At 72.6% G+C, this 25,214-nt stretch carries 18 protein-coding genes; 13 read left to right on the forward strand and 5 right to left on the reverse strand.

Annotation, left to right across the window (positions count from 1 at the left end; translation table 11 throughout):
* Positions 1–30: 30 nt before the first annotated feature.
* From ACQPXG_RS12790 to ACQPXG_RS12800, 3 genes are all read right to left on the reverse strand, one after another.
* Complete coding sequence (locus tag ACQPXG_RS12790) at positions 31–1,833, reverse strand: serine/threonine-protein kinase (protein ID WP_433467879.1); 1,803 nt, start codon at positions 1,831–1,833, stop codon at positions 31–33.
* Between the two features lie 51 nt (positions 1,834–1,884).
* Complete coding sequence (locus ACQPXG_RS12795) at positions 1,885–3,105, reverse strand: MFS transporter (protein WP_433467880.1); 1,221 nt, start codon at positions 3,103–3,105, stop codon at positions 1,885–1,887.
* Between the two features lie 122 nt (positions 3,106–3,227).
* Complete coding sequence (locus ACQPXG_RS12800) at positions 3,228–3,761, reverse strand: TetR/AcrR family transcriptional regulator (RefSeq protein WP_433467881.1); 534 nt, start codon at positions 3,759–3,761, stop codon at positions 3,228–3,230.
* A gap of 143 nt (positions 3,762–3,904) precedes the next feature.
* On the opposite strand from ACQPXG_RS12800, the gene ACQPXG_RS12805 reads away from it, so the two are divergent.
* Both ACQPXG_RS12805 and ACQPXG_RS12810 read left to right on the forward strand, forming a co-directional pair.
* Positions 3,905–5,080 carry a cysteine desulfurase family protein gene (locus ACQPXG_RS12805; RefSeq protein WP_433469954.1) on the forward strand — a complete coding sequence of 392 codons (1,176 nt, stop codon included), beginning with the start codon at positions 3,905–3,907 and terminating at the stop codon, positions 5,078–5,080.
* 43 nt (positions 5,081–5,123) lie between these two features.
* A complete protein-coding gene (locus ACQPXG_RS12810) occupies positions 5,124–5,960 on the forward strand; it encodes a DUF1206 domain-containing protein (RefSeq protein WP_433467882.1) in 837 nt (278 codons plus the stop codon).
* Here ACQPXG_RS12810 and ACQPXG_RS12815 read toward each other — a convergent pair.
* Positions 5,948–7,033: a DUF695 domain-containing protein gene (locus ACQPXG_RS12815; RefSeq protein WP_433467883.1), complete on the reverse strand. Its 1,086-nt coding sequence runs from the start codon at positions 7,031–7,033 to the stop codon at positions 5,948–5,950. The genes ACQPXG_RS12810 and ACQPXG_RS12815 overlap by 13 nt on opposite strands.
* 68 nt (positions 7,034–7,101) lie before the next feature.
* On the opposite strand from ACQPXG_RS12815, the gene mnmA reads away from it, so the two are divergent.
* The 8 genes from mnmA to gatB all read left to right on the forward strand — a co-directional run bounded on the left by mnmA (position 7,102) and on the right by gatB (position 18,292).
* On the forward strand, positions 7,102–8,220 hold the full coding sequence (gene mnmA / locus ACQPXG_RS12820) for a tRNA 2-thiouridine(34) synthase MnmA (RefSeq protein WP_433467884.1): 1,119 nt from the start codon (positions 7,102–7,104) through the stop codon (positions 8,218–8,220).
* Between the two features lie 148 nt (positions 8,221–8,368).
* Positions 8,369–9,187: an LLM class F420-dependent oxidoreductase gene (locus tag ACQPXG_RS12825; protein WP_433467885.1), complete on the forward strand. Its 819-nt coding sequence runs from the start codon at positions 8,369–8,371 to the stop codon at positions 9,185–9,187.
* Between the two features lie 25 nt (positions 9,188–9,212).
* Positions 9,213–10,214, forward strand: a complete 1,002-nt coding sequence (locus ACQPXG_RS12830; RefSeq protein ID WP_433467886.1) for a methionine synthase — start codon at positions 9,213–9,215, stop codon at positions 10,212–10,214.
* Positions 10,215–10,266: 52 nt separating this feature from the next.
* On the forward strand, positions 10,267–12,435 hold the full coding sequence (gene ligA / locus ACQPXG_RS12835; RefSeq protein WP_433467887.1) for an NAD-dependent DNA ligase LigA: 2,169 nt from the start codon (positions 10,267–10,269) through the stop codon (positions 12,433–12,435).
* Positions 12,436–12,688: 253 nt separating this feature from the next.
* Positions 12,689–14,827 carry a putative bifunctional diguanylate cyclase/phosphodiesterase gene (locus tag ACQPXG_RS12840; protein ID WP_433467888.1) on the forward strand — a complete coding sequence of 713 codons (2,139 nt, stop codon included), beginning with the start codon at positions 12,689–12,691 and terminating at the stop codon, positions 14,825–14,827.
* Between the two features lie 119 nt (positions 14,828–14,946).
* The gene (gene gatC, locus ACQPXG_RS12845) at positions 14,947–15,297 is read left to right on the forward strand and encodes an Asp-tRNA(Asn)/Glu-tRNA(Gln) amidotransferase subunit GatC (RefSeq protein WP_433467889.1); all 351 of its coding nucleotides are present in this window, start codon (positions 14,947–14,949) and stop codon (positions 15,295–15,297) included.
* Positions 15,294–16,799, forward strand: coding sequence for an Asp-tRNA(Asn)/Glu-tRNA(Gln) amidotransferase subunit GatA (gatA, locus tag ACQPXG_RS12850; RefSeq protein WP_433467890.1), 1,506 nt, complete (start codon positions 15,294–15,296; stop codon positions 16,797–16,799). Before gatC ends, gatA begins: the two co-directional genes overlap by 4 nt.
* Positions 16,800–16,813: 14 nt before the next feature.
* On the forward strand, positions 16,814–18,292 hold the full coding sequence (gene gatB, locus ACQPXG_RS12855) for an Asp-tRNA(Asn)/Glu-tRNA(Gln) amidotransferase subunit GatB (protein ID WP_433469955.1): 1,479 nt from the start codon (positions 16,814–16,816) through the stop codon (positions 18,290–18,292).
* Between the two features lie 45 nt (positions 18,293–18,337).
* Here the strand turns inward: gatB and ACQPXG_RS12860 are convergent, their stop codons facing one another.
* Positions 18,338–19,453: a PQQ-dependent sugar dehydrogenase gene (locus ACQPXG_RS12860; protein WP_433467891.1), complete on the reverse strand. Its 1,116-nt coding sequence runs from the start codon at positions 19,451–19,453 to the stop codon at positions 18,338–18,340.
* Positions 19,454–19,864: 411 nt separating this feature from the next.
* On the opposite strand from ACQPXG_RS12860, the gene ACQPXG_RS12865 reads away from it, so the two are divergent.
* The 3 genes from ACQPXG_RS12865 to ilvN all read left to right on the forward strand — a co-directional run bounded on the left by ACQPXG_RS12865 (position 19,865) and on the right by ilvN (position 25,204).
* On the forward strand, positions 19,865–22,690 hold the full coding sequence (locus ACQPXG_RS12865) for a putative bifunctional diguanylate cyclase/phosphodiesterase (protein WP_433467892.1): 2,826 nt from the start codon (positions 19,865–19,867) through the stop codon (positions 22,688–22,690).
* Positions 22,691–22,802: 112 nt separating this feature from the next.
* Entirely contained in the window at positions 22,803–24,674 is a 1,872-nt protein-coding gene (locus tag ACQPXG_RS12870) for an acetolactate synthase large subunit (protein ID WP_433467893.1), read from the forward strand.
* Positions 24,675–24,679: 5 nt separating this feature from the next.
* Positions 24,680–25,204: an acetolactate synthase small subunit gene (gene ilvN, locus ACQPXG_RS12875; protein ID WP_433467894.1), complete on the forward strand. Its 525-nt coding sequence runs from the start codon at positions 24,680–24,682 to the stop codon at positions 25,202–25,204.
* The last annotated feature ends 10 nt before the right edge of the window (positions 25,205–25,214 follow it).

The raw sequence follows: 25,214 nt of genomic DNA on the forward strand, positions 1-25,214 counted from the left end.
ACGCCCTTCGTCGCCGGGGCCGATCGGTGTTCAGGAGCGCTTCGGCGCCGGAGCGGGGGCGTCCTTGAGCAGCGCGGGCTTCAGCATGTCGCCGACCTCGGCGTAGGGGACGACCGTGTCCTGCAGCCCGCACGCGGACTCGTAGCCCAGGATCGACCCGTAGATGGCCACGCGGACACCCTTCGGTGTGAGGGCCATGGTGACGTATCCGTCCTTCACGAACTTGGACGGGTTGTCGGTGCCGTGCGGGACCACCGGGCCGGTCTCCGGGGGCCGGGGCCGGTCGCTCCAGCAGTACGTGCCGTCCGGCAGATGCGCCTTGATCCTCTCGTCCAGTGGCTTGAGCCCCTGGTCGGTCGGGACGCGGAACAGGTCGAGCGGTTTGTAGGACGTGCCGGTCCGGAGGTCGACGGTCGCCGCCTCCGGCTGATCCCAGCCCGTCCCGCGCTCGCCTTGCAGCGCGACGGTGTACCAGACGGACAGGAGCCGGTCGTTGCGCAGCAGGATCTGCGGTTTCACGACATCGGTGTAGGCGCCGCGGCCGCCGTCCTTCAGGCCGTTGCGCGTCTTCGCCCAGCGCTGTTCGAGCGGCGCCCGCAGCGCCTGGTTGATCTTCCGGTTCAGTGCGGCGTCCCCGCCCGTGACCTTCACGGCCTGGCCCTGCGCCTTGAACGTCATCCCGCCGCCGATGCTCTGTTGCGGCTCGGTGAGCGCGGCCAGCCGCGCCACGATCGGCTTGGGCGCCTCCTCCGCCGTGGCCACGTAGACGGCCGCGCCGCCGCCCACGGCCACGGCGGCGGCGCCGCCCGCGACGGCCGCCGTCCCCTTCGCGCCGAGGGTCCCGATGACGCCCTTGCCGGCCGCGCCCGCCGCCGTGCCCGCGCCTCCCGAGCCCGCGCCCCCGGCCGCTCCCGCCGCTCCCGCCGCCCCGGCGGCCGCCGAGGCGCCGCCCGAGCCGAGGCCGAGCGCGGTCAGCGGGAACAGCATGGACAGCGCGGCCGCGGCCCCCGCGAGCGTGCGGACGCCGCGTCCCTCCCACTCGGAGCCGTACGCGCCCGCCGCGGCCGACTCCAGCTCCGAGACGAACGCGGCGGCGCCCATCGGCCGGTCCCACGGGTTCTTGGCCAGGCCGCGCTCCAGCAGCGGCCGGAGCGGCTCCGGGACGCCCTCCACCGGGATCGGCGCGTTGAGGTGGCCGCCCATCAGCCCCGCCGGGTTCTCGGCCGCGTACGGGCGCCGTCCCGTCACGCACTCGAAGAACACGCAGGCCGCCGCGTACACGTCGGTCGCGGGGGAGGCTGGCTCGCCGCGCCACTGCTCCGGCGCCATGTAGACGGGCGTGCCGGACCGTCCCGCCTCGCCCGCGTCCACCGCGATGCCGAAGTCGATCAGCTTGCTCAGCCCGTCGCCGCGCACGATCACGTTCGCGGGCTTGTAGTCGCGGTGCACGATGCCGAGGCCGTGCGCGGCGGCGAGGCCCAGCAGCGAGCCCTTGAGGACCGCCAGCGCCGCCTCCGGCCGCAGCGGCCCCCGCCGGCCGAGCACCTCCTTGAGCGGCGCCCCGTCCACCGCCTCCATGACGATCGCGGCGCCGCCCGGCGTCTCGACCAGCCCGAACAGCTGGGCGACGAAGGGGTTGCGCAGCCGGCTCAGCAGGCCGGCCTCGCCCCGGAACCGCTCGCGGAACTCCGCGTCGCCGAGCAGCGTTTCGGCGAGGTACTTGATCGCCGCGGGACGCCCGGTCCCCTCGTGCCGGGCGAGCACGACCCGCCCCTGCGAGCCCTCGCCGAGCACCCGCAGCTCGCTGTACCCCGGAACCCGCCACCCAGCCATAACCGCCCCCACACCACCGACGTTCCGAAGGGGGTTATATCGGATCGGGAGTCAGGCGGCCACAGGCTGGGGCCGGGCGTCGCCCGCGCCGGCCGCGGCTTCGGGCGCCGCGGCGGCAGGGACGGCGACGTCGGCCGCCGTGCGGAGCGGGACGAAGCGCGCCCCGGCGGCGATGAGGAGGGCGAGGACGACGACGGTGCCCACCCCCAGCCGGAGCGAGGTGGCGTCCGACAGGAAGCCGACCACGACCGGGCCGAGCAGCAGGCCGCCGTAGCCCATCGCGCCGACCTGGGCGACGGCCGCGGCGGGGCGGTCGGGGGCGGCGGTGCCGGCCAGCGAGATCGTCGTGGGGACGACCGTGCAGACGACGAGACCGGTCACGAAGAACCCCGCGATCGCCACGGACGCGACCGGGGCGAGGACGACGACGGTCATGCCGACGGCGGTGCCGAGGCCCGCGCCGATCAGCAGCCGGCGCGTGCCGACCCGCATCCGGACACGGTCGCCGACCAGCCGCCCGAGCAGCATCGCCAGCTCGAACATCGGGTAGCCGGCCGCGGCGACGGCCTCGGTGGAACCGAGCTCGTCGTGCAGGAGCAGGCCGCTCCAGTCGGCGATCGTCCCCTCGGCCATGAACGCGATGAAGCCGAGGACGCCGATCAGGTAGACGGCGGGCGGCATCCGGCGCGCCTTGCGCCCCGTCCCGGACGCGGAGGGCGCGACGGGGTCGGGCAGGTAGGTGCGGCCGAGCGCGAGGCCGGCGGGCAGCGACAGCAGGGCGGCGGTCAGCACGGTCTCGGTGAACCCGAACCCGGCGGCGGCCGTCACGACGCCGAACAGGCCGCCGCTCATGGCGCCGACGCACCAGCCGGCGTGCATGCCGCTCATGATGGACCGGCGGTACGCCTGCTCGACGACGCTGCCCTGCGCGTTCATCGCGATGTCGGTGATCCCGAACGTCATGCCGAACAGCGCGACGGCGGCGAGCAGGACGCCGTAGCTCGGCGCGAGCGCGACCCCCGCGTAGGACAGCGCGGTCAGCGGCAGCGCGAGCCGCAGCACGGCGCGGCTGCCGGCGCGTGCCATCACGCCGCGCAGCGCCTGCATGGCGACGATCGCGCCGATCCCCCAGACGAGGACGACGATGCCGATCTCGCCCTCGTTCGTCCCGAACTTGCCGGCCAGGGCGGGCATACGCGCCACCCACACTCCGGTCAGCAGGCCGGCCAACGCGAAGGTCAGGAAGGTCCCCGAGCGGGCACGGAACAGCATGGTTCACCTCTTTCTGGGTTCGGCGGGGCGCACCCCGGTCGTGCGACAGGCGTCATGGAACGCTCCAAGCCACGGGGGCCCGGAGCGTCCGGTGGTTCGGAAGGGGGGCGAGGCCCCCGGTGTCATCGCTCCAGCAGGCTCAGGAGCCGCTGTTTCAGCGCTTCGAGCTGTCCGGCGTCGTACAGCCCGGGGTCATGGCTGACCACTTCCCAGAGGCCCTCGGCCGCCAGCCGGACCACCATCGCGGTGCCAGGGTCCGGGTCCTCCGCGGGGTCGCGGCCGTGCCAGCGGCGCATCGCCTCGTTCAGCGGCTCGGCCTGCTCCGGGTCGGCGGCGGCGGCCGTGATGGCCGACCATCGTCGGTAGGTGCGGGCCTCCCCGGTGAGGATCTCGAACGTGGCCTCGACGTAGGCGCGGGTGTAGGAACCCGGTGCGCCGTCCCCGTAGGAGTCGATGTAGGAGGCGATCAGGTCGTCGAAATCCTCGATGACCCGCGCCACCATCGCCCGGACGAGTGCCTCTTTCGTGGGGAAGTGGTAGAGCAGCCCTCCCTTGCTGACGCCGGCGCGGTCGGCGACCGCGGTGAGCGTCAGTGCCTGCGTCCCCTGCTCGGAGAGCACGGACTCGGCGGCGTCCAAAAGGGCTTCTCTCTTCATGACCATTCCACTGTACCGGCTGGACGGTATAGAGGCCAACCGCGGGCCGCCGCCCCCTATTCCGCCGGGCCGCGGCGGACTCCGGACGACTCTCCGGGCGCCTGGAGGGGAACAGCCGGGGCGCGGATACTGTTGACCGCGTGGTGACCTACCTCGACCATGCGGCGACGACCCCGATGCGGCCCGAGGCCATCGAGGCGATGACGGCCGAGCTGCGCGAGCTCGGCAACCCGTCTTCGCTGCACGCGGTCGGGCGGCGGGCCCGCCGCGTCGTCGAGGAGTCCCGCGAGATCATCGCCGAGGCGTTCGGCGCCCGCCCGAGCGAGGTCGTGTTCACCTCCGGCGGCACCGAGGCCGACAACCTCGCCGTCAAGGGGATCTACTGGGCGCGCCGCGCCGCCGACCCGTCCCGCACCCGCGTGCTGGCGGGGGCCGTCGAGCATCACGCGGTCATGGACGCGGTGCGGTGGCTCGCCGACCATGAGGGCGCCCAGGTCGACTGGGTCCCGGTGGACGAACTCGGCCGCGTCACCCCCGAGGCGCTGGAAAAGGCGCTGGGCACCGGCGACGACGTCGCGCTCGTCTCCGTGATGTGGGCCAACAACGAGGTCGGCACCGTCCAGCCCATCGCGGAACTGGCCGCCGTGGCCCGCGAGCGCGGAGTCCCGCTGCACACCGACGCCGTCCAGGCCGCCGGGCAGCTGCCCGTGGGCTTCGCGGCGAGCGGCGCGCAGGCGCTCACCATCACCGGCCACAAGCTCGGCGGCCCGATCGGCGTCGGCGCGCTGCTGCTGGCCAAGCCGAAGCCACCGGTGCTCCTCGACCCGATGCCGCTGCTGCACGGCGGCGGCCAGGAGCGCGACGTCCGGTCCGGAACGCTGGACACGCCCGCCATCGCGGGCTTCGCCGCCGCCGTCCAGGCCACGGTCGCCCATCGCGAGGACGAGACGCGCCGCCTCGCCGGACTGCGCGACCGGCTGGTCGAGGCCGTCCGCACCGCCGTGCCCGAGGCGGTCCTGAACGGCGACCCGGCCGGCCGCCTCCCCGGCAACGCGCACTTCTCCTTCCCCGGCTGCGAGGGCGACGCCCTGCTCATGCTGCTGGACGCGCGCGGCATCGCCTGCTCCACCGGGTCGGCCTGCTCGGCGGGCGTCTCGCAGCCGAGCCACGTCCTGATCGCCATGGACGCGAGCGCCGAACGCGCGCGCGGCTCGCTGCGCTTCACGCTCGGCCACACCAGCACCGAGGCCGACGTCAAGGCCCTCGCAGACGCGATCGGCCCGGTCGTGGAGCGCGCCCGCCGGGCCGGCCTCAGCTGATCCGTCCGGGTTTGACCGTCTCTTGAACGGGGACTGCCTGCCCGTGACGACCGAGGTGGGCAACGGACTCAAACAGGCGGCGGGACACCCGTGGTTTCACCACCTGTCCCGGGTGGGGCTGGTCGCGCGCGGCCTCCTCTACCTGCTCATCGGCTGGCTGGCCCTCCAGGTCGCCTTCGGCGCCGGCGGGCGGGAGGCGGACCGGAAGGGCGCGCTGCAGGCCGTCGCCGACAAGCCCGGCGGCCCGGTCGTCCTCGGGCTGATGGCGGTCGGTTTCGCCGCGCTCGCGCTCTGGCAGTACGCGGAGGCCCTGTACGGCCGGCCCGTACGGGCCGGCGACAAGCCCGCCAAGCGTCTGGCGTCGGCGGCCCGCGGCGCCGTCTACACGGCCGCCTTCGCGGCGACCCTGGCGTTCCTGCTCGGCCACCACGGCACGTCGAGCGACCGGCAGTCCAAGACCATCACCGCGCGGCTGATGGGCGAGCCCGGCGGCCGCTGGCTCGTCCTGGCGGTCGCGGTCGGTTTCGTGGCCTGGGGCGTCGTCGTGTTCGTGAACGCCGTCCGCCAATCGTTCATGCAGGAGCTGAAGACCTGGGAGATGGGCGACGCGGCCCGCCGCGTCGTCCAGCCCCTGGCCATCGTCGGCAACACCGCCCGCGGCCTCGTCGGCGCCGCCGCCGGCGCCTTCCTCGCCTACGCGGCCGTCACCTTCCAGCCGCAGAAGGCCCAGGGCCTGGACGGCACGCTCCGCGACTTCGCCGCCGCCCCCGCGGGCGAATGGGGGCTCGCCGCCGTGGCCCTGGGCGTCCTCACCTTCGGCCTCTACAGCCTCGCCGAATCCCGCTACCGCAAGGTCGACGCGACCCGTCAGGGCTGGTAGGGAGCCAGGGCGCGCCAGCCGGGGTCGTTGGTGGAGGCGACCTTCGCCTTGCCTTCAGGCCAGCCTGCGGCGAGCTGGTCGAGCTCGGAGATCACGCCGGAGTCGGGGTCGGCGTACAGGTGGAAGACCCGGAGGCCGTCGCCCGTCTCGCGGACCGCGAGGACCGCGCGGTCGCCGAGCTTCGCGAGCTTCTTCTCGAAGGCGCGCAGCGCGCCCGACGACGGCTCGACGGGGAGCCGGTCGGGGTTGCTGTTGGCGTACGGGACGCTGATCGCCACGTGCAGGTCGCAGAGCGGGTAGTCCTGGCGGTGCAGCGGGAAGCGGGCGCCGAGGCGGGCGGGGTGGCCGCGCGGGGTGCGGCCCTCGCCGGTCAGCCAGGTCGGCTCGGTGAACGGCTCGGCGATCTGCTCTACGACCGCTGCCAGCATCGACGGCGGCAGCGCGTCGATCGGCGCCTCCGTCGCGATCGTGACCTCGCCGACCCAGCGGGCCACGTCGTCCTCGCCGAGGGCCCAGTGCAGGACGTTCAGCGCCACCTGGAGCTGCTGCTCCTCGGCGACGAACAGGAAGTCGGGATGGTAGGCGGTGATGTGCACGCGGGCGCGGTCGGCGTCGGCGCGCATGCCCAGCCGGACGTATTCCAGGTCGAACTCGTGGTCGCCGAGGATGAGGTCCTGCGCGAGCATCTCGGGGTCGGGCTGGCGCGCCGGGTGGAAGCTCCAGCCGGCGGCCGCGGCGCCGGACGGCGCGGAGCGCACCCAGCGCTCGGTCAGGCCGCGCAGCTCGGGGTCGCCGCCGCCGGTCACCGTGAGCGACGGGCTCCGGTCGTCGGCCCCTCCGATCTCCCACTGCAGCCCAGGGTTGATCTTGTGGACGCGGCGGGACAGCTCCTCCACCGCATCCGCCGACAGGCCCTCGCCGGGCACGGTGGCCTCACCCGCCTCGGACTCCTCTGGCCCGGCGGCCAGAGACGCCTCGATCGTCGGGCGGGCCTGCGCCCACCACTCCCAGAATTCGCTGATGGCGGGCGGTACGACGGCGGACGCCTCGCGCGGACGGCGGAAGATTCCCATAGCGGCCCCAATCGTACGCGGAAATATCGTCGGGCAACCGGGCCACGCCGCGTACCCTCGAAGGCACTATGACTCTGCGTGTTCTCGCCGCCATGTCGGGCGGCGTCGACTCCGCCGTGGCCGCCGCCCGCGCCGCCGAGGCCGGGCACGACGTCACCGGTGTCCACATGGCCCTGTCCAGCAATCCCCAGTCCTACCGGACGGGCGCGCGCGGCTGCTGCACCCTGGAGGACTCCCGGGACGCGCGCCGCGCCGCCGACGTGATCGGCATCCCGTTCTACGTGTGGGACCTCGCCGAGCGCTTCCACCGGGACGTGGTGGAGGACTTCGTCAGCGAGTACGCCGCGGGCCGCACCCCGAACCCGTGCCTGCGCTGCAACGAGAAGATCAAGTTCGCGGCGCTGCTGGACCGCGCGATGGCGCTCGGCTTCGACGCCGTCTGCACCGGCCACTACGCGCGGCTGGACGGCGGCGTCCTGCGCCGCGGCGTCGACGAGGGCAAGGACCAGTCGTACGTCCTGGCCGTGTGCACGCCCGAGCAGCTCGCGCACGCGCTGTTCCCGCTCGGCGACACGTCCAAGGCCGACATCCGGCGGGAGGCGGAGCGCCGCGGCCTCCAGGTGGCCGACAAGCCCGACAGCCACGACATCTGCTTCATCGCGGACGGCGACACGCGCGGCTTCCTGGCGGAGCGGCTCGGGTCGGCGCCCGGCCCGATCGTCGACACCGCCGGCAACGAGGTCGGCGAGCACGACGGCGCCTACGCCTACACGATCGGCCAGCGCAAGGGCCTGCGGCTCGGCACCCCCGCACCGGACGGGCGCCCCCGCTACGTCCTGGACATCTCCCCGGTGACGAACACGGTGACCGTGGGCCCGCGCGAGTCGCTGGACGTCCAGGAGATCACCGGCGAGCGCCCGGTGTGGCTCGGCGAGGCGCCGGACGGCCCGTTCGGCTGCCAGGTCCAGCTCCGCGCGCACGGCGAGGTCTACGACTGCACGGCCGAGCAGGTGGGCGACGAACTGCGCATCAGCCTGTCCACCCCCGCCCGCGGCGTCGCGACCGGCCAGGCCGCCGTCCTCTACACCGGCGACCGCGTCCTCGCCTCAACAACGATATTTTCTGCGTCACCCTCGGCGTCAGGCGCCAGAGCGCCTTCCTTCAGCGGGCGACACGGCGATCGCTAGCATCGCTCCGACTCGCCTGGCGGCTCGCTGCGCGATCAGTTTCTCGCAGGCTCGAAACTGGCTTCGCACGCGATCGAGGGACTCGGGCTGGTCGACGGCTGAGCTGGTGGCTGAGGTCGTCGCGCCGGCGAACGATGTGGAGGCTGTAGTGAAGTTCGGTGTTTCGACGTTCGTGACGGACGACGGGGTCAGGCCGGCGGTGCTCGGGCGGGCCTTGGAGGAGCGCGGGTTCGGGTCGCTGTTCGTGGCCGAGCACACCCACATCCCGGTGAAGCGCGAGTCGCCGTGGCCGGGCGGGGCGGAGCTGCCCCGGCACTACTACCGGGCGCTCGACCCGTTCGTGGTGCTGACCGCCGCGGCGGCGGTGACCGAGCGGCTGCGCGTCGGGACGGGCATCGCGCTGATCGTCCAGCGGGACCCGATCGTGCTGGCCAAGGAGGTCGCGTCCCTCGACCTGATCTCCGGCGGGCGGGCCGTGCTCGGCGTCGGCGCGGGCTGGAACCGGGAGGAGATGCGCAACCACGGCACCGACCCGCGGACCCGGATGCGGCTGCTCCGCGAGCGGGTGCTGGCCGTCAAGGAGCTGTGGACGAAGGACGAGGCGGAGTTCCACGGCGAGTTCGTCGACTTCGACCCCGTGTTCTCCTACCCGAAGCCCGTGCAGGATCCGCATCCGCCCGTGCTGATCGGCGGGTCGGGGCCGACGACCTTCGACCGGGTCGTGGAGTTCGGCGACGGCTGGGTGCCGATCTACGGGCGCGGCGCCGGCGGGCTCGCCGCGCGGATCTCCGAGCTGCGCGAGCGGGCGGGGCGCCGGGTGCCGGTGACGGTGTTCGGGGTGCCGCCGGAGCGGGCGGCCGTCGAGGACCTGGTGGCCGCGGGCGCCGACGAGGCGCTGTTCAACCTGAGGACGGCGCCCGAGGACGACACGCTCCGCGACCTGGACCGGCTGGCCGGGCTGGTGTGATCGTCGCGCCGGTAGGGTCTTCCGCGTGACGAGCTATCCGTGGCAGGCGGGGACGGCGACCGGGATCGGGTCGTATCCGGGGGAGGACCCGGCGGAGGCGCTGCGGGTCGTCCTCGGTGAAGTGCCCGAGATGCCGCATCTGCCGGAGCTGCCCGCGCGCGGTCCCGGCGCCGACCTGGCCGGCCGGACGGCCGGGCTGCTGATCGACATGCCGGTGCACCTGGAGCCGTCCGGCTGGCGGTTCTCCGACCGCCCCGGACGCGACACGCTGCGCTCCCGCGACCACCTCGCCCGCGACCTGGACGTCCTGGAGGAGATCGCGGGCGGCCACGACGGGCCGTTCAAGATCCAGGTGTGCGGGCCGTGGACGCTGGCCGCGTCCATCGAGCTGCGGCACGGCGACCGGGCGCTGAAGGACCCGGGCGCCGTCCGCGACCTGGCCGCCTCGCTCGCCGAGGGCGTCGCCGCGCACGTCGCGGACGTCCGGCGCCGGCTGCCCGCCGCGGAGATCGTCCTGCAGCTGGACGAGCCCGGCCTGCCCGCCGCGCTCGCCGGGACGGTCCCGACGGCGAGCGGCTTCTCCCGGCTGCGGGCGGTCGAGGAACCCGTCGCGGAGGACACGCTGCGGCAGGTGATCGAGGCCGCGGGCGCGTACCCCGTCGTCCACTGCTGTGCCCGGAACGTCCCGTACGGACTGCTGCGCGGTGCCGGTGCGAAGGCCATCTCGGTCGATCTGCGGCTGGTCCCGAAGCGCGACGACGACGCGGTGGGGGAGACGATCGACGCGGGGACGGGGCTGTTCCTCGGCGCGGTCCCCGCGACCGACGCGGTACTGCCGTCCCTCCAGGCGACCGCCGACCCGGTGAAGGGGCTGTGGCGGCGGCTCGGCTTCCCGCCCGCGCAGCTGGCGGGGCAGGTCGTCGTCACCCCGGCGTGCGGGATGGCCGGGGCCTCGCCGCGTTACGTCCGCGAAGCGCTGAAACGCTGCCGCGAAACGGCCCGGATGCTTTACGAAGCGGCCGACTGAGCAGGGTGTGCCGGGCGTTCGCATTGTCGGTCGTGTTGGCGAGAATGGGGGCATGACCATGAGCGACGGCCTTCCGACCGAGGCGCGGCAGCGGCACCTTGAGCTGAGCGAGGAGCTTGAGGCGGCCAACTACCGGTACTACATCCTCGACCAGCCGACGCTCACCGATGCCGAGTACGACCTGCGGATGCGGGAGATCCGCGAGCTGGAGGAGCGGCATCCGGAGCTCGTCACGCCGGACTCGCCGACGCAGAAGGTCGGCGCGCCGATCGTCACCGACTTCGCGACCGTCGAGCACCTGGAGCGGATGCAGAGCCTCGACAACGCGATGAGCGCGGACGAGCTGCTCGCGTGGGACGACCGGGTCGTCAAGGAGGCCGGCAAGGTCGCCGGGTACCTGTGCGAGCTGAAGATCGACGGGCTGGCGATCGCGCTGACGTACGAGAAGGGGCGGCTGACGCGCGGGGTCACCCGCGGGGACGGACGCACCGGCGAGGACGTCACCAACAACATCCGCACCATCGCCGACATCCCGGACCGGCTGTCCGGCGGCGGCTGGCCGGACGTGCTGGAGGTCCGCGGCGAGGTGTTCCTGCCGATCGAGGGGTTCGAGCAGGTCAACGCGGCGCAGGTGGAGGCGGGCAAGGACCCGTTCGCCAACCCGCGCAACGCGGCGGCGGGCTCGCTGCGGCAGAAGGACCCGCGGGTCACGGCGCACCGGCCGCTCGGCATGCTCGTCCACGGGTTCGGCGCGTGGCGCGGCGGGACGCAGCCGGAGAGCCAGTCCGGCGCCTACGAGCTGATGCGCGGCTGGGGGCTGCCGGTCAGCGACCGCTACAAGGTGGTCGGGGGGCTGGACGCCGTCCGCGAGTACATCGACGGGTACGGCGAGCACCGGCACGATCCCGCGTACGAGATCGACGGCGTGGTCGTCAAGGTCGACCAGTTCTCGCTGCAGCGGCGGCTCGGCTCCACCAGCCGGGCGCCGCGCTGGGCGATCGCGTGGAAGTACCCGCCCGAGGAGGTCAACACCAGGCTCCTCGACATCAAGGTCGGTGTGGGGCGGACTGGGCGCATCACCCCGTTCGGCGTGATGGAGCCGGTGAAGGTCGCCGGGTCCACCGTCGACCGGGCGACGCTGCACAACGCGGGCGAGGTCAAGCGCAAGGGCGTGCTGGTCGGTGACACGGTCGTGCTGCGGAAGGCCGGCGACGTGATCCCGGAGATCGTCGCGCCGGTGACCGCGCTGCGGGACGGGTCCGAGCGCGAGTTCGAGATGCCCGCGCACTGCCCCGAGTGCGGGACCGAGCTGGCGTACGAGAAGGAGGGCGACGCCGACATCCGGTGCCCGAACGCCCAGTACTGCCCCGGTCAGCTGCGTGAGCGGGTGTTCTTCGTCGCGAGCCGCAACGCGCTCGACATCGAGGCGCTCGGGTACGTGGCGGCGACCGCGCTCACGCAGCCGCTGGAGCCTTCCGAGCCGCCGGTCAAGAACGAGGGCGATCTGTTCCACCTGACCGTCGATCAGCTCCTGCCGATCAGGAGCCTCGTGCTGGACGCCAAGACGGGAACGGCCAAGACCGATCCGAAGACCGGCGAGCCGAAGGCGGTGTCGTTCTTCGCGAACAAGGAGGGCGAGCCGAAGAAGACCGTGGAGATCCTCTTCGAGGAGCTGGAGAAGGCGAAGCGGCAGCCGCTGTGGCGGGTGCTCGTGGCGCTGTCGATCCGGCACGTGGGGCCGTCCGCGGCGCGCGATCTCGCCCGGGAGATGCGCTCGATGGACGCGATCGCGGCCGCGACCGAGGAGGAACTGGCGGCGGTCGACGGCGTCGGGCCGACCATCGCCGCCTCGATCAAGAACTGGTTCGCGGTCGGCTGGCACCGGGAGATCGTCGACAAGTGGCGGGCCGCCGGCGTCCGGATGGAGGACGAGGGCGCGGCCGGCCCGCGTCCGCTGGAGGGCGTCACCGTGGTGATCACCGGGTCCCTGGAGGGGTACAGCCGGGACTCGGCGACCGAGGCGGTGCAGCGGCTCGGCGGCAAGGTGTCCGGGTCGGTGTCGAAGAAGACGGGCTTCGTGGTCGTCGGCGACAGTCCAGGGTCCAAGTACGACAAAGCGGTGAAACTGGGCGTACCGGTCTTGGCGGAGGAGGGGTTCCGGGTGCTGCTCGCCGATGGGCCAGATGCGGCCAAAAACGTGACTGTGCGCGCCGACGGCTAACACGGTGTGGTTGCGAGGTTTCTACCAGGGTTGCGTTACTCAGGGGTACACTTCAGCTACCCATCGGTGAGGGGTCGGGGTGGAATGGGCATAACGGAACGTACGCAATCGGTTTCGCGAAGTTGAGCAAAGGTCGTACCCTCCCTCTCATCACGACCCACACCTGAATCTCCGGACGTAACACCCGGGGGCGTCCCCCGGGATCGGGGACGTCCGGTGCCGGGGGACGGCCCCCGAACCCCCCGAGGATGTGATGAAGGACCCGAACAACACGCGGAACACGGCGCCACGCCGTGGTTCCCCGTTGTGGATCTACTTCCTCGTCGTCATCATGCTCGGCGTCGCCGCGGGCGTCACCGCGTTCTCCGGGCTGAGCAGCGGCGACCTGGACGCGCTGGCCGGCACGCCCGTGTTCTGGATCCTCGGCTGCTTCATCATCTTCGGCGAGCTGCGCCCGATCATCACGCCCGGCTCCACCGAGAACAACGGCGCCACCACCTCCACCACCTTCTCGTTCGCCGCGCTCCTGTACGCCGGACTGCCGGTCGCCGCCGCCCTCCAGGTCGTCGCCGTGATCACCTGCGGGATCTTCCGCGCCCGCTCCCCGCACCGCATCGCCTTCAACGCCGCCCAGTACACCCTCAGCCTCGCCGCCGCGCAGCTCGTCCTCGCGCTCTTCGGCGACCTCGCGACCCCGTCGACCCTGTGGGTGCCGCACGGCTCCGACCTGCCCGCGATCGCGCTCGCCGGCGCCGTCTACTTCGTCTGCAACGACACCCTCGTCGGCGCCGCCGTCGCGCTGCACGCCCGGGTGTCGCTGGTCAAGGCGCTCCGCTGGGACCTCGGCTACCAGGTCCTCGTCCATCTGGCGCTGCTCGGCCTCGCCCCGCTGATGGTCGTGGCGATGGACCGGTCGGCCGTGTTCGTGCCCCTCATCGTCCTGCCGTTCATCGCCGTGTACATGAACGCGTCCGTCTCCGTCCGGCGCGAGCACCAGGCACTGCACGACGGGCTGACCGGGCTGCCCAACCGCAAGCTGCTGATCGTCCGGACCGAGGAGGCGCTCGCCGAAGCGCGCGGCGCGGAGAAACGCGGCGACGGCCGGCGCCGCCCGCGCGGCACCGGCCTCGGGCCGTCCCGGCTGCGCAAGCCCGCCGACCCGCCAAGCCACCGCGCCGGGCTGTTCCTGCTCGACCTCGACCGGTTCAAGGAGGTCAACGACACCCTCGGGCACCCCACCGGCGACCGGCTGCTGCAGCTCGTCGCGCACCGGCTCACGCACAGTGTCCGGCCCGGCGACCTCGTCGCGCGGCTCGGCGGGGACGAGTTCGCGGTGCTGCTGCCGACCGTCCGGGACGAGGCCGCCGCCCGCGAGGTCGCCGCCCGGCTGCGCGCGGCGCTGAGCGAGCCCGTCCGGCTGGACGGCATGTCGTTCGACCTGGAGGGGAGCGTCGGCATCGCGCTGTTCCCCGACCACGCGCCCGACTTCGAGCTGCTCCTGCAGCGCGCCGACGTCGCCATGTACAACGCCAAGGAGGCCCGGTCCGGCGTCGAGATCTACTCGCCCGGCAAGGACCGCAACTCCCCGGCCCGGCTCAACATGCTCGGCGACCTGCGCCGCGCCATCGACCGCTCCGAGCTGGAGCTGTTCTACCAGCCGAAGATCTCGCTGCGGGACGGCCACCTCGTCGGCATGGAGGCGCTGCTGCGCTGGCGCCACCCCGACCAGGGCCTCCTCGAACCCGAGGCGTTCCTGTCGATCGCCGAGCAGACGTACCTGATGCGCTCGATCACCCACTACGTCGTGGAGGCCGCGCTCGCGCAGACCGCCGCCTGGTGGCGCGAGGACCTCGCCATCCAGGTCGCGGTGAACGCCTCCGGCCGCGACCTGCTCGACACCGGCCTCACCGAGACGATCGAGGAGGGCCTGCTCGCCCGCGGCCTGCCCGCCGCGGCGCTCCAGCTGGAGATCACCGAGCGGATCCTGATGAACGAGCCCGCCTACGCCTCCGACACCGTCGCCGCCCTCGGCGAGCTCGGCATCCCGCTCAGCCTGGACGACTTCGGCACCGGCTACTCCTCCCTCGTCCGGCTCAAACGGCTGCCGGTCGAGGAGATCAAGATCGACTCCTCGTTCGTGCAGCGGCTCGCCGACTCCGCGGACGACGCCGTCATCGTCCGCTCCATCGTCGACCTCGTCCGCACCCTCGGGCTCCGCTCGGTCGCCGAGGGCGTCGAGGACGCCGCCACCGCCGAGGCCCTCCGCGAGATGGGCTGCGACGCCGCCCAGGGCTGGCACTTCGGCCGCCCCATGGACGCGGCCGCCGCCACCGAATGGCTCCGGGAGTACTCCTTCGCGCTGCCCTCGGTCCAGGCGCCCGGCAGCGCCTGACCGCGGCACCGCGGATCCGCGACGCGCGGGATCACGCCCGCGTAAACCAGTCGGGCCTGGATGCCCCGGCCCATAGGATGGCGGGGAACCCAATTCATCGCAGGAACGGTTTCTCTCCCATGTCTAGTGAGCACGCCGCCTCCGATGGCTCCACCGGGGGCGGAGTCACCGGTGGAGCCATCACCCGTGACGAGGTGTCGCATCTCGCCCGGCTGTCCCGGCTGGCGCTCGGCGACGATGAGCTCGACCATCTCGCCGCCCAGCTCGACCAGATCATCTCCGCGGTCGCGCGGGTGCAGGAGGTCGCGGCGGAGGACATCCCGCCCACCTCGCACGCGCTGCCGCTGACCAACGTCTACCGGACGGACGAGGTACGGCAGTGCCTCACTCCGGAGCAGGCCCTCGCCGGCGCGCCGGCCGCCGAGGAGCAGCGCTTCCGAGTCCCGCGGATCCTGGACGAGGAGGAGTGACGGTGAGCGAACTGGTCAGGAAGAGCGCCGCGGAGCTGGGCGAGCTGCTCGGCGGCGGTGAGGTGTCGGCGGTCGAGGTGGCCGAGGCGCACCTGGACCGCATCGCCGCGGTGGACGGCCAGGTCAACGCGTTCCTGCACGTGGACCGCGAGACGACGCTGGCGCAGGCGCGGAAGGTGGACGAGCGGCGCGCGGCGGGGGAAGAGCTCGGCCCGCTGGCCGGCGTCCCCATCGCGCACAAGGACGTGTTCACCACCACGGACATGCCCACCACAGCCGGGTCCAAGATCCTCGAAGGGTGGCGGCCGCCCTACGACGCGACCGTCACGGCGCGACTGCGCGCGGCCGGGCTGGTGATCCTCGGCAAGACGAACATGGACGAGTTCGCGATGGGCTCGTCCACGGAGAACAGCGCCTACTTCACCTCGCACAACCCGTGGGACCTGGAGCGCGTCCCGGGCGGGTCGTCCGGCGGGTCGTCCGCGGCGGTCGCCGCGTACGAGGCGCCGCTGTCCACCGGCACCGACACCGGCGGCTCCATCCGGCAGCCCGCGGCCGTCACCGGCATCGTCGGGATGAAGCCCACCTACGGCGGCTCGTCCCGGTACGGCGTGATCGCGTTCGCGTCGTCGCTGGACACGCCCGGTCCGTTCGCCCGCACTGTGCTGGACGCCGCGCTGCTGCACGAGGCGTTCAGCGGCCACGACCCGATGGACTCCACCTCGGTGAGCCAGGCCGTCCCGCCGGTGGTGGAGGCCGCGCGCCACGCCGACGTCAACGGCCTGCGCGTCGGGGTCGTCAAGGAGTTCGCCGGCGACGGCTACGAATCGGGCGTCTCGGCCCGTTTCACCGAGGCGGTCGAGCTGCTGGAGTCGCTCGGCGCGAAGGTCGTCGAGGTCTCCTGCCCGAACTTCACCTACGCGCTGCCCGCCTACTACCTGGTCGCGCCGTCGGAGTGCTCGTCCAACCTGGCGCGCTTCGACGCGATGCGGTACGGGCTGCGCGTCGGCGACGACGGCACCCGCAGCGCCGAGGAGGTCATGGCGCTGACCCGCGCCGAGGGCTTCGGCCCCGAGGTCAAGCGGCGCATCATGCTCGGCACCTACGCGCTGTCGTCCGGCTACTACGACGCCTACTACGGCAAGGCGCAGCAGGTCCGCACCCTGATCAAGCGCGACTTCGAGGCCGCGTTCGAGCAGGTGGACGTGCTGGTCTCGCCGACCACGCCGACCACCGCGTTCCCGATCGGCGAGCGCGCCGACGACCCGGTCGCCATGTACCTGGCCGACCTGTGCACGATCCCGGCGAACCTCACCGGCAACGCCGCGATCTCGGTGCCGTGCGGCCTGTCCGGTGGCCTGCCGGTCGGACTGCAGATCATGGCCCCCGTCCTCGGCGACGACCGCGTGTACCGCGTCGGCGCCGCCGTCGAGCGGGCCCTCGAAGACCGCTGGGGCGGCCCGCTGCTGGCCAAGGCCCCGGAACTGGTGGAGGCGAAGTGACCACCCCGACGCTGATGGACTACGACGAGGCGCTGGCGAAGTTCGAGCCGGTGCTCGGGATCGAGACCCACATCGAGCTCGGTACGGCGTCCAAGATGTTCTGCGGATGCCCGACGGAGTTCGGCGCGGAGCCGAACACGCAGGTGTGCCCGGTGTGCCTGGGGCTGCCGGGGTCGCTGCCGGTCACCAACCACGCCGCGATCGAGGGCATCATCAAGATCGGCCTCGCGCTGAACTGCGACATCGTGGAGTGGTGCAGGTTCGCCCGGAAGAACTACTTCTACCCGGACATGCCGAAGAACTTCCAGATCTCGCAGTACGACGAGCCGCTCTGCGTGGACGGTCACCTGGACGTCGAGGTCGACGGGGAGACGTACCGGATCGAGATCGAGCGCGTCCACATGGAGGAGGACACCGGCAAGTCGCTGCACGTGGGCGGGTCGACCGGGCGGATCCACGGCGCCGAGTACTCGCTGGTCGACTACAACCGGGCGGGCATCCCGCTGGTGGAGATCGTCACCAAGCCGATTCCGGCGACGGGCGACCGGGCGCCGCTGGTGGCCCGGGCGTACGCGACGGAGCTGCGCGAGCTGGTCCGGTCGCTCGACGTGTCGGACGTGCGCATGGAGCAGGGCTCGATGCGCTGCGACGTGAACGTCTCGCTCATGCCGCGCGGTGCCGCGGAGTGGGGTACGCGGACGGAGACCAAGAACGTCAACTCGCTGCGGTCGGTGGAGCGGTCCGTCCGGTCGGAGATCGAGCGGCAGGCGGGCGTGCTGGACGCAGGCGGCCGCGTGGTCCAGGAGACCCGCCACTTCCACGAGGACACCGGCCGCACCACCAGCGGGCGCAGCAAGGAGGAGGCGCAGGACTACCGGTACTTCCCGGAGCCCGACCTCGTCCCGATGGCGCCGTCGCGTGAGTGGGTGGAGGAGCTGCGCGCGTCGCTGCCGGAGCTGCCGGCCGCGCGGCGCCGCCGCATCCAGGCCGAGTGGAACCTGTCCGACCTGGAGCTGCGGGACGTCGTCAACGCCGGCGCCGTCGACCTCATCGAGGCGACGATCGCGCAGGGCACCGACGCCCCGGCCGCCCGCAAGTGGTGGATGAACGAGCTGTCCCGCCGCGCCACCGAGCAGGGCGTCGAGCTGGCCGACCTGCCGATCACGCCGGAGCAGGTCGCCCGGGTCCAGGCGATGATCACCGCCGGGGAGCTGAACGACAAGCTGGCCCGCAAGGTCTTCGAGGGAGTCCTCGCCGGCGAGGGCGGCCCGGACGAGGTCGTCGCCGCCCGCGGTCTCAAGGTGGTCAGCGACGAGGGCGAGCTGTCCGCCGTCATCGACCAGGTGATCGCCGGCAACGCGGCCGTGGCCGACAAGATCCGCGCCGGGAAGGTCGCCGCGGCCGGCGCCCTCGTCGGCGCCGTCATGAAGGCGACCCGCGGCCAGGCCGACGCCGGCCGCGCCCGCGAGCTCATCCTGGAGAAGCTCACCTGATGCCTGCAGCGTCCCGGTTCCCTCCCCTCGGGAACCGGGACGGCGTCAGCCGGGCTTGAGGGTGAGGATGCGGTCGTCGTCGGGGGCGGGGTCGCCCCGGCCGTCCTGGTTGCTGGTCGTGACCCAGAGCGAGCCGTCCGGGGCCTTGACGGCGGCGCGCAGCCGCCCGTACTCGTCCTGGAACCGGGCGATGGGACGACCCGCCTTGCCGTTGTCGAGGGGGATCTGCCAGAGGCGCGAGCCGCGCAGGGCGGCGGCCCAGAGGGAACCGTCCGCGTAGGCGAGGCCGGAAGGCGACGCCTCGTCGGTCGTCCAGGTGAGAAGCGGGTCGGTGAAGCCCTTGCGGTGTCCGACTCCCTCCACCTCGGGCCAGCCGTAGTTCCTGCCCTTCTGGATCAGGTTGATCTCGTCGAAGCGGTCCTGGCCGAACTCCGTGGCGTACATGCGGCCCTTGTCGTCCCATGCGAGGCCCTGCACGTTGCGGTGCCCGTACGTCCAGACGCGGGAGCCGAACGGGTTGCCGGGTGCGGGCTTCCCGTCGGGTGTGACGCGGAGGATCTTGCCGCCGAGGGAGCCCTTGTCCTGCGACTTGCCGCCCTCGCCGGTCTCGCCGGTGGTGATGTAGAGCATCTTGTCCGGACCGAACGCCAGCCGGCCGCCGTTGTGGATGGCGCCCTTCGGGATGCCGGTGACGATCGGTTCCGGCTTGCCGAGCCGTCCGTCATAGGTGGCGCGGACGACACGGTTGTCGGACGCGGCCGTGTAATACAGGAAGATCAGGTGGTCGGCGGTGTGGGCCGGGGACACCGCGACGCCGAGCAGCCCGCCCTCACCCTGCGCGTCCACGCCGGGCACCCTCCCGACGGTCGTCTTCCGTCCGGACGGCGTGACGCGCACGAGCCGTGCCGTGTCGCGCTCGGTCACCAGGGCGTCGCCTCCGGGAAGGAAGGCCACCGCCCACGGCACCTTCAGATCGCCGGCCAGCGTGCGCGGTTCGCCCGGCCCCTTGCTCCCCGGCGCCCCGCTCCCGGTGCCGGTGCCGGACGAGGCTCCGGACGTCAGCGGCGGCGGGGTATGCCCCGCCTCACCGTCCGGCGACGTGGAGGAGCAGGCGGCCAGGAGCACGGCGGCCGAGACCAGAACGAGCGAGTGCTGTCGCATGAACGCCTCCCGTAGGTAGTACGGATCCGGAAGGCCCGCCGTTCCACATCACGGAGCGTATTCCGGGGCAAGGCGCAGATTCCGTGACGATCGGCTTTCGGACGTCCCAAAACGGATTCCCGCCCAGGTCGTTCGTCGCCGGGAGGACGCTCAGCCTCAATCGCTCCGTGACCTACCGAACGTACAGTGAGCGACACGGTGATCCCGTCAAGCAGCAATGTCGCTGATCTTCGGCAGGCGATGTCGGTGCGCTCCCCACCGGGCCCGCGCCGATCCCTGCGCGGGGCACGATCCGTGACCTTCCGGCCGTTATCCGTGCGGCGAGGGTCGTGGACCCACCGAATCCCCCCGGCGTGATGCGGCGTCCGCGGGGACAGATCGCTCCACCGGGGCAGGAAGGGACATGGCGCGATGAGCGGCGACTACGCCAGGCGGGTATCGCCGCGTGCGCTGCCGATCGGCATGGCGGCGGTCGTGGGCGTGCTGTACGCCATCGGCTCGCTGCTCGGCTGGGGCGGCCGCCCCTTCATCGCCTGGACCGAGGCCGGCGCCGCGGGCGCCGCCGCGGTCTCCCTGCTGCTGTCGTCCCGGCGCCCCGACGGGGTCCCGGCGGACGCGTCCGTCCCGGGCGGCATCTGGCGCGCGTCGTGGCGCTGGTACGGGATCGCCGCCGCGTCCTGGTTCGTCGGCGCGATGGGCGGCGCCCTGTCGGACGGCTCCGGCCGCAGCGCCCTGTCGCTCTCGGTCCCCGACCTCTTCTACCTGTTCGCGCTCGTCGCGCTCGTCACCGGCCTGGTCGTGCCGATCAGGCTGCCCCGGGACGCGGGGACATGGCTGCGCTACGTCGCCGACACCTACGTCTGCGCCTGCGCGCTGTTCGTGCTCGGCTGGGTCGCGCTGTTCGGGAGCCTGTACCACCGGTCGGGGGAGTCGCCCTCGGAGTTCCTGCTGGAGCTTCTGTACCCGCTGATCGACATCGTGTTCGTCTGCGGCGCGCTGCCGTTCGTCCTCGGCGCCGCGCGGGGGCACCGCCGCCTCGCCTGGATGGGGTACGGCGCGCTCGCCGCCATCGCGGCCGCCGACGTGGTGACCACGTTCGTGCGGCTGGACGGCGGCGGGCCGGGCGACGACCCGTCCGACATCCTGCGCCTCGCCGGGCTGCTGCTCCTGCTGCTGGTGCCGTGGACGGGCCCGGCCGCCGAGCCGGAGCTGCCCGTCGACGACATCCCCGAGGACGTCGCGGCCCGCACCGAGGAGTGCGGCCGCATGATCGGCCCGGGCATCGCGCCCGCCGCGGTCGCCGCGGCGGCCGCGCTGTTCATCGCGGGCCATTCGATCACCGGGAGCAACGGCCTGGAACCCGGCGTCTCGATCGCGGCGGGCTCGGCGGCGCTGGCGCTGATCGCGCGCCTGGCCGGGCTGCTGCGGGAGAACGACGCGCTGCGCCGGGCCGTGAACACCGGCGAGGAGCACTTCCGGGCGCTGTCGGAGAGCATCAACGACGCGGTGCTCATCTGCGACCTGGACGCGACCGTCCGGTACGCGAGCGCGGGTGCGCTGCGCACCTACCACTACACGCCGGACGAACTGCTCGGGCGCCCGCTGAACGAGATCGTCCACCCCGAGGACCTGCCGCGCGTCCAGCAGGTGTTCACCGAGTTCCTGGACGAGCAGTCCGGCGACGTCGGGCCGCAGGACGCGCTGCGGGTGTCGTGCCGGGTGCGGGCGGCGGACGGGACGTGGCTGCCGACCGAGTCCACGATCTCCCGGTACAGCGGCTCGGACGGGGCGCCGTCCCGGCTGCTGGTGACGACCCGAGACCTGAGCGAGCAGGCGGCGCTGCAGCGGCAGGTCGCCCACCTGACCTTCCACGACGGCCTGACGGGCCTGCCGAACCGGTCCTACTTCGAGGAGCGCACCCGCGAGGTGCTGTCGCGGCAGCACGCCGGCGGCACGGTCGCGGTCGTGTTCGTCGACCTGGACGGGTTCACCGCCGTGAACGACTCCGACGGGCACGCGGCCGGCGACCAGGTGCTCGCCCAGGCGGCCCGGCGGCTGCGCGCGAACGTCCAGTCCGACGACACGGTGGCGCGGTGGGGCGGGGACGAGTTCGCCGTCCTGGTCCAGCTGCCGCCGGACGATCCTGAGACTCGCGCCACAGTCGAGCTCGCCGGTCGGCTCCTCCGCGTACTTTCGGTCGACCCTTACCAGGTGGGCGACAAGCACATCGTGCTGACGGCGAGTGTCGGCATCGCGTTCGCCGGGGACGAGGAGCAGCCGCACGTCGCCGGGTCCGACGCCGGGCGCAGGCTGCGCCGCACCGCCGCCGACCTGATGCGCAACGGCGACCTCGCGATGGCCCGCGCGAAGGAGCTCGGCGGCGGGCGCGTCGAGGTGTACGCGCCGCACATGCACGCCGACGTCGTGCGGCGGCTGGAACTCGGCAGCGACCTGCAGGCGGCGCTCGCCGAGGAGCAGTTCTCGGTCGATTTCCAGCCGGTCGTCGACCTCGCCACGTCCCGGGTGACGGGCGTGGAGGCGCTGCTGCGCTGGCGGCGCGGGAACGAGATGGTGCCGCCGGAGGAGTTCATCGGACCGGCCGAGGAGTCCGGACTGATGACTCCGCTCGGCGAGTGGATGCTGCGGGAGGCGTGCCGGGAGGTCGCCCGGTGGCGCGGCGACTCGTGGGACGTCGGCCTGTCGGTCAACTTCACCGCCCGGCAGATCGCCGCGCCCCGGTTCGTGGAGTCGGTCGCGGCGGCGCTGGCGGAGACCGGGCTGCCGCCGCAGGCCCTCACGCTGGAGGTGCGCGAGGAGGTCCTCGTCGAGGACGCGGGCCAGAATGTGGAACGCCTGTCGGAGCTGCGCGACCTCGGTGTCCGGCTCGCGATCGACGACTTCGGCACCGGGTACGCCTCGCTCGCCTACCTCGGGCAGCTCCCGGTCGACATCATCAAGATCGACCCGTCGTTCGTGGCGGGCCTCGGCTCGGACGAGACGCTGACAATGCTCACCCGGACGATCGTGCGGCTCGGCAGCGACCTCGGGCTGACCGTGGTCGCGGAGGGCATCGAGCGGCCCGAGCAGCTGGAGCTGCTGCGCGAGATGGGCTGCCCGCGCGGCCAGGGGTTCCTCGTGGCGCGGCCGATGGAGGCCCGGCGGGTCGAGTCGCTGGTGCGCACGAACCTCGCGGAGCGGGACCGTCCCGGCGACGTCCCGCTGCCCCTGCCGGGGTGACGGGCGACACTCGCATCTCGACATGTGGGACAAAGTGTCCAAGGATTTGACCGGCGGCCGGACATCGGCGAAAGTGGGCTCGTGCAGAGCACTTCCACCATCCTCGTAGTACTTGGTCGGCGCGCAGGCTGACCAAGCTCTCCGTCCTGCGCGCCTCCCCTCGACCGCCTCCCGGCGGCGGGGGTTTTTTGTTGCCCGGCGAGCCAAGACTCACTCCCCAAGGAACCGCAGAATCATGACGACCGAACAGATGACGGGAGCCCAGGCGCTGGTCCGCGCCCTGGAGAACGTCGGCGTCGACACCGTGTTCGGCATTCCGGGTGGCGCGATCCTCCCGGCGTACGACCCGCTGTTCGACTCCGCGAAGCTGCGCCACATCCTCGTCCGGCACGAGCAGGGCGCGGGGCACGCCGCCCAGGGCTACGCGATGGTGACCGGCAAGGTGGGCGTCTGCATGGCCACCAGCGGGCCCGGCGCGACCAACCTCGTCACCGCGATCTCCGACGCCTACATGGACTCGGTGCCGATCGTGGCGATCACCGGGCAGGTCGCGTCCTCCCTCATCGGGACGGACGGCTTCCAGGAGGCCGACATCGCCGGCATCACGATGCCGATCACCAAGCACAACTTCCTGGTCACCAAGGCCGAGGACATCGGCCGCACCATCGCCGAGGCGTTCCACATCGCGGGCACCGGGCGTCCCGGTCCCGTCCTCGTCGACATCGCCAAGGACGCCCTGCAGGCGACGGTCGGGTTCGAGTGGCCCGTCGCGCTGCAGCTCCCCGGGTACCGGCCCGTCACCCGGCCGCACTCCAAGCAGGTCCGCGAGGCGGCACGGCTGATCGCGGGCGCGCAGCGCCCGGTGCTGTACGTCGGCGGCGGTGTGCTGAAGGCGGGCGCGTCCGCCGAGCTGAAGGTGCTCGCCGAGCTGACCGGCGCGCCCGTCGTCACCACGCTGATGGCCAAGGGCGCGCTGCCCGACAGCCACCCGCTGCACATGGGCATGCCGGGCATGCACGGCGCCGTCGGCGCGGTGGGCGCGCTGCAGCGCGCCGACCTGCTGGTCGCGCTCGGCGCCCGGTTCGACGACCGGGTCACCGGCAAGCTGGACGGGTTCGCCCCGAACGCCAAGATCGTGCACGCCGACATCGACCCGGCGGAGATCTCCAAGAACCGGCACGCCGACGTCCCGATCGTCGGGGACGCCCGCGAGGTCATCGCCGACCTGATCGTCGCCGTGCAGAACGAGCACGAGGCCGGCCGCAGGGGCGACTACACCGACTGGTGGCGGCAGCTCGACGCCTGGCGCGACACGTATCCGCTGGGCTACGACACGCCGGACGACGGCTCGCTGTCCCCGCAGTACGTCATCGAGCGGATCGGGCGGATCGCCGGGCCCGACGCGTACTACGTCGCGGGCGTCGGCCAGCACCAGATGTGGGCCGCGCAGTTCATCAAGTACGAGCGGCCGGGCGCGTTCCTGAACTCCGGCGGCGCCGGGACGATGGGCTACGCCGTCCCGGCGGCGATGGGCGCCAAGGTCGGCGCGGCGGACACCACGGTCTGGGCGATCGACGGCGACGGCTGCTTCCAGATGACCAACCAGGAGCTCGCGACCTGCGCGATCGAGGGCATCCCGGTCAAGATCGCCGTGATCAACAACGGCAACCTCGGCATGGTCCGGCAGTGGCAGACGCTCTTCTACGACGGGCGGTACTCGAACACGAATCTGCACTCGGCCAAGCGGATCCCCGACTTCGTCAAGCTCGCCGAGGCGTACGGTTGTGTCGGCCTGCGCTGCGAGAAGGCCGAGGACGTCGACGAGGTCATCGCCAAGGCCATGGAGATCAACGACGCGCCCGTCGTGATCGACTTCGTCGTGCACCAGGACGCCATGGTCTGGCCGATGGTCGCGGCCGGCACCACCAACGACGACATCAAGATCGCCAGGGACATGGCGCCCGACTGGGAGAACGGAGACTGACCCCGATGAGCCTGCACACCCTCTCGGTGCTGGTGGAGAACAAGCCCGGCATCCTGGCCCGGGTCGCGGCGCTGTTCTCCCGGCGCGGCTTCAACATCGAGTCCCTCGCGGTCGGTACCACCGAGCACCCGGAGATCTCCCGGATGACGATCGTGGTGAACGTCGCCGACCTGCCGCTGGAGCAGGTCACCAAGCAGCTCAACAAGCTGATCAACGTGCTGAAGATCGTCGAGCTGGACCCGGCGGCGTCCGTCCAGCGCGAACTCGTGCTGGTCAAGGTGCGCGCCGACCAGGAGACACGGTCGCAGGTCCTGGAGACCGTCACGCTGTTCCGTGCCAAGGTGGTGGACGTCGCGCCCGACGCCGTCACGATCGAGGCCACCGGCAACCGCGACAAGCTGGACGCGTTCATCAGGGTCCTGGAGCCGTTCGGCATCAAGGAACTGGTGCAGTCGGGCATGGTGGCGGTCGGCCGCGGCGCCCGGTCGATCACCGACCGCTCGCTGCGGGCCATCGAGCGCAGCGCCTGACCCGCCCATC

The organism is Spirillospora sp. CA-128828 (assembly GCF_050945415.1).
GTDB lineage: Bacteria > Actinomycetota > Actinomycetes > Streptosporangiales > Streptosporangiaceae > Spirillospora.

Excerpts from the sequence above, each read along its gene's own strand:
- ACQPXG_RS12790 (WP_433467879.1), bottom strand. The coding sequence starts at position 1,833 with ATGGCTGGGTGGCGGGTTCCGGGGTACAGCGAGCTGCGGGTGCTCGGC.
- ACQPXG_RS12795 (WP_433467880.1), bottom strand. The coding sequence starts at position 3,105 with ATGCTGTTCCGTGCCCGCTCGGGGACCTTCCTGACCTTCGCGTTGGCC.
- ACQPXG_RS12800 (WP_433467881.1), bottom strand. The coding sequence starts at position 3,761 with ATGAAGAGAGAAGCCCTTTTGGACGCCGCCGAGTCCGTGCTCTCCGAG.
- ACQPXG_RS12815 (WP_433467883.1), bottom strand. The coding sequence starts at position 7,033 with ATGGGAATCTTCCGCCGTCCGCGCGAGGCGTCCGCCGTCGTACCGCCC.
- mnmA (WP_433467884.1), top strand. The coding sequence starts at position 7,102 with ATGACTCTGCGTGTTCTCGCCGCCATGTCGGGCGGCGTCGACTCCGCC.
- ligA (WP_433467887.1), top strand. The coding sequence starts at position 10,267 with ATGACCATGAGCGACGGCCTTCCGACCGAGGCGCGGCAGCGGCACCTT.
- ACQPXG_RS12840 (WP_433467888.1), top strand. The coding sequence starts at position 12,689 with ATGAAGGACCCGAACAACACGCGGAACACGGCGCCACGCCGTGGTTCC.
- gatC (WP_433467889.1), top strand. The coding sequence starts at position 14,947 with ATGTCTAGTGAGCACGCCGCCTCCGATGGCTCCACCGGGGGCGGAGTC.
- gatB (WP_433469955.1), top strand. The coding sequence starts at position 16,814 with ATGGACTACGACGAGGCGCTGGCGAAGTTCGAGCCGGTGCTCGGGATC.
- ACQPXG_RS12860 (WP_433467891.1), bottom strand. The coding sequence starts at position 19,453 with ATGCGACAGCACTCGCTCGTTCTGGTCTCGGCCGCCGTGCTCCTGGCC.
- ACQPXG_RS12865 (WP_433467892.1), top strand. The coding sequence starts at position 19,865 with ATGAGCGGCGACTACGCCAGGCGGGTATCGCCGCGTGCGCTGCCGATC.
- ilvN (WP_433467894.1), top strand. The coding sequence starts at position 24,680 with ATGAGCCTGCACACCCTCTCGGTGCTGGTGGAGAACAAGCCCGGCATC.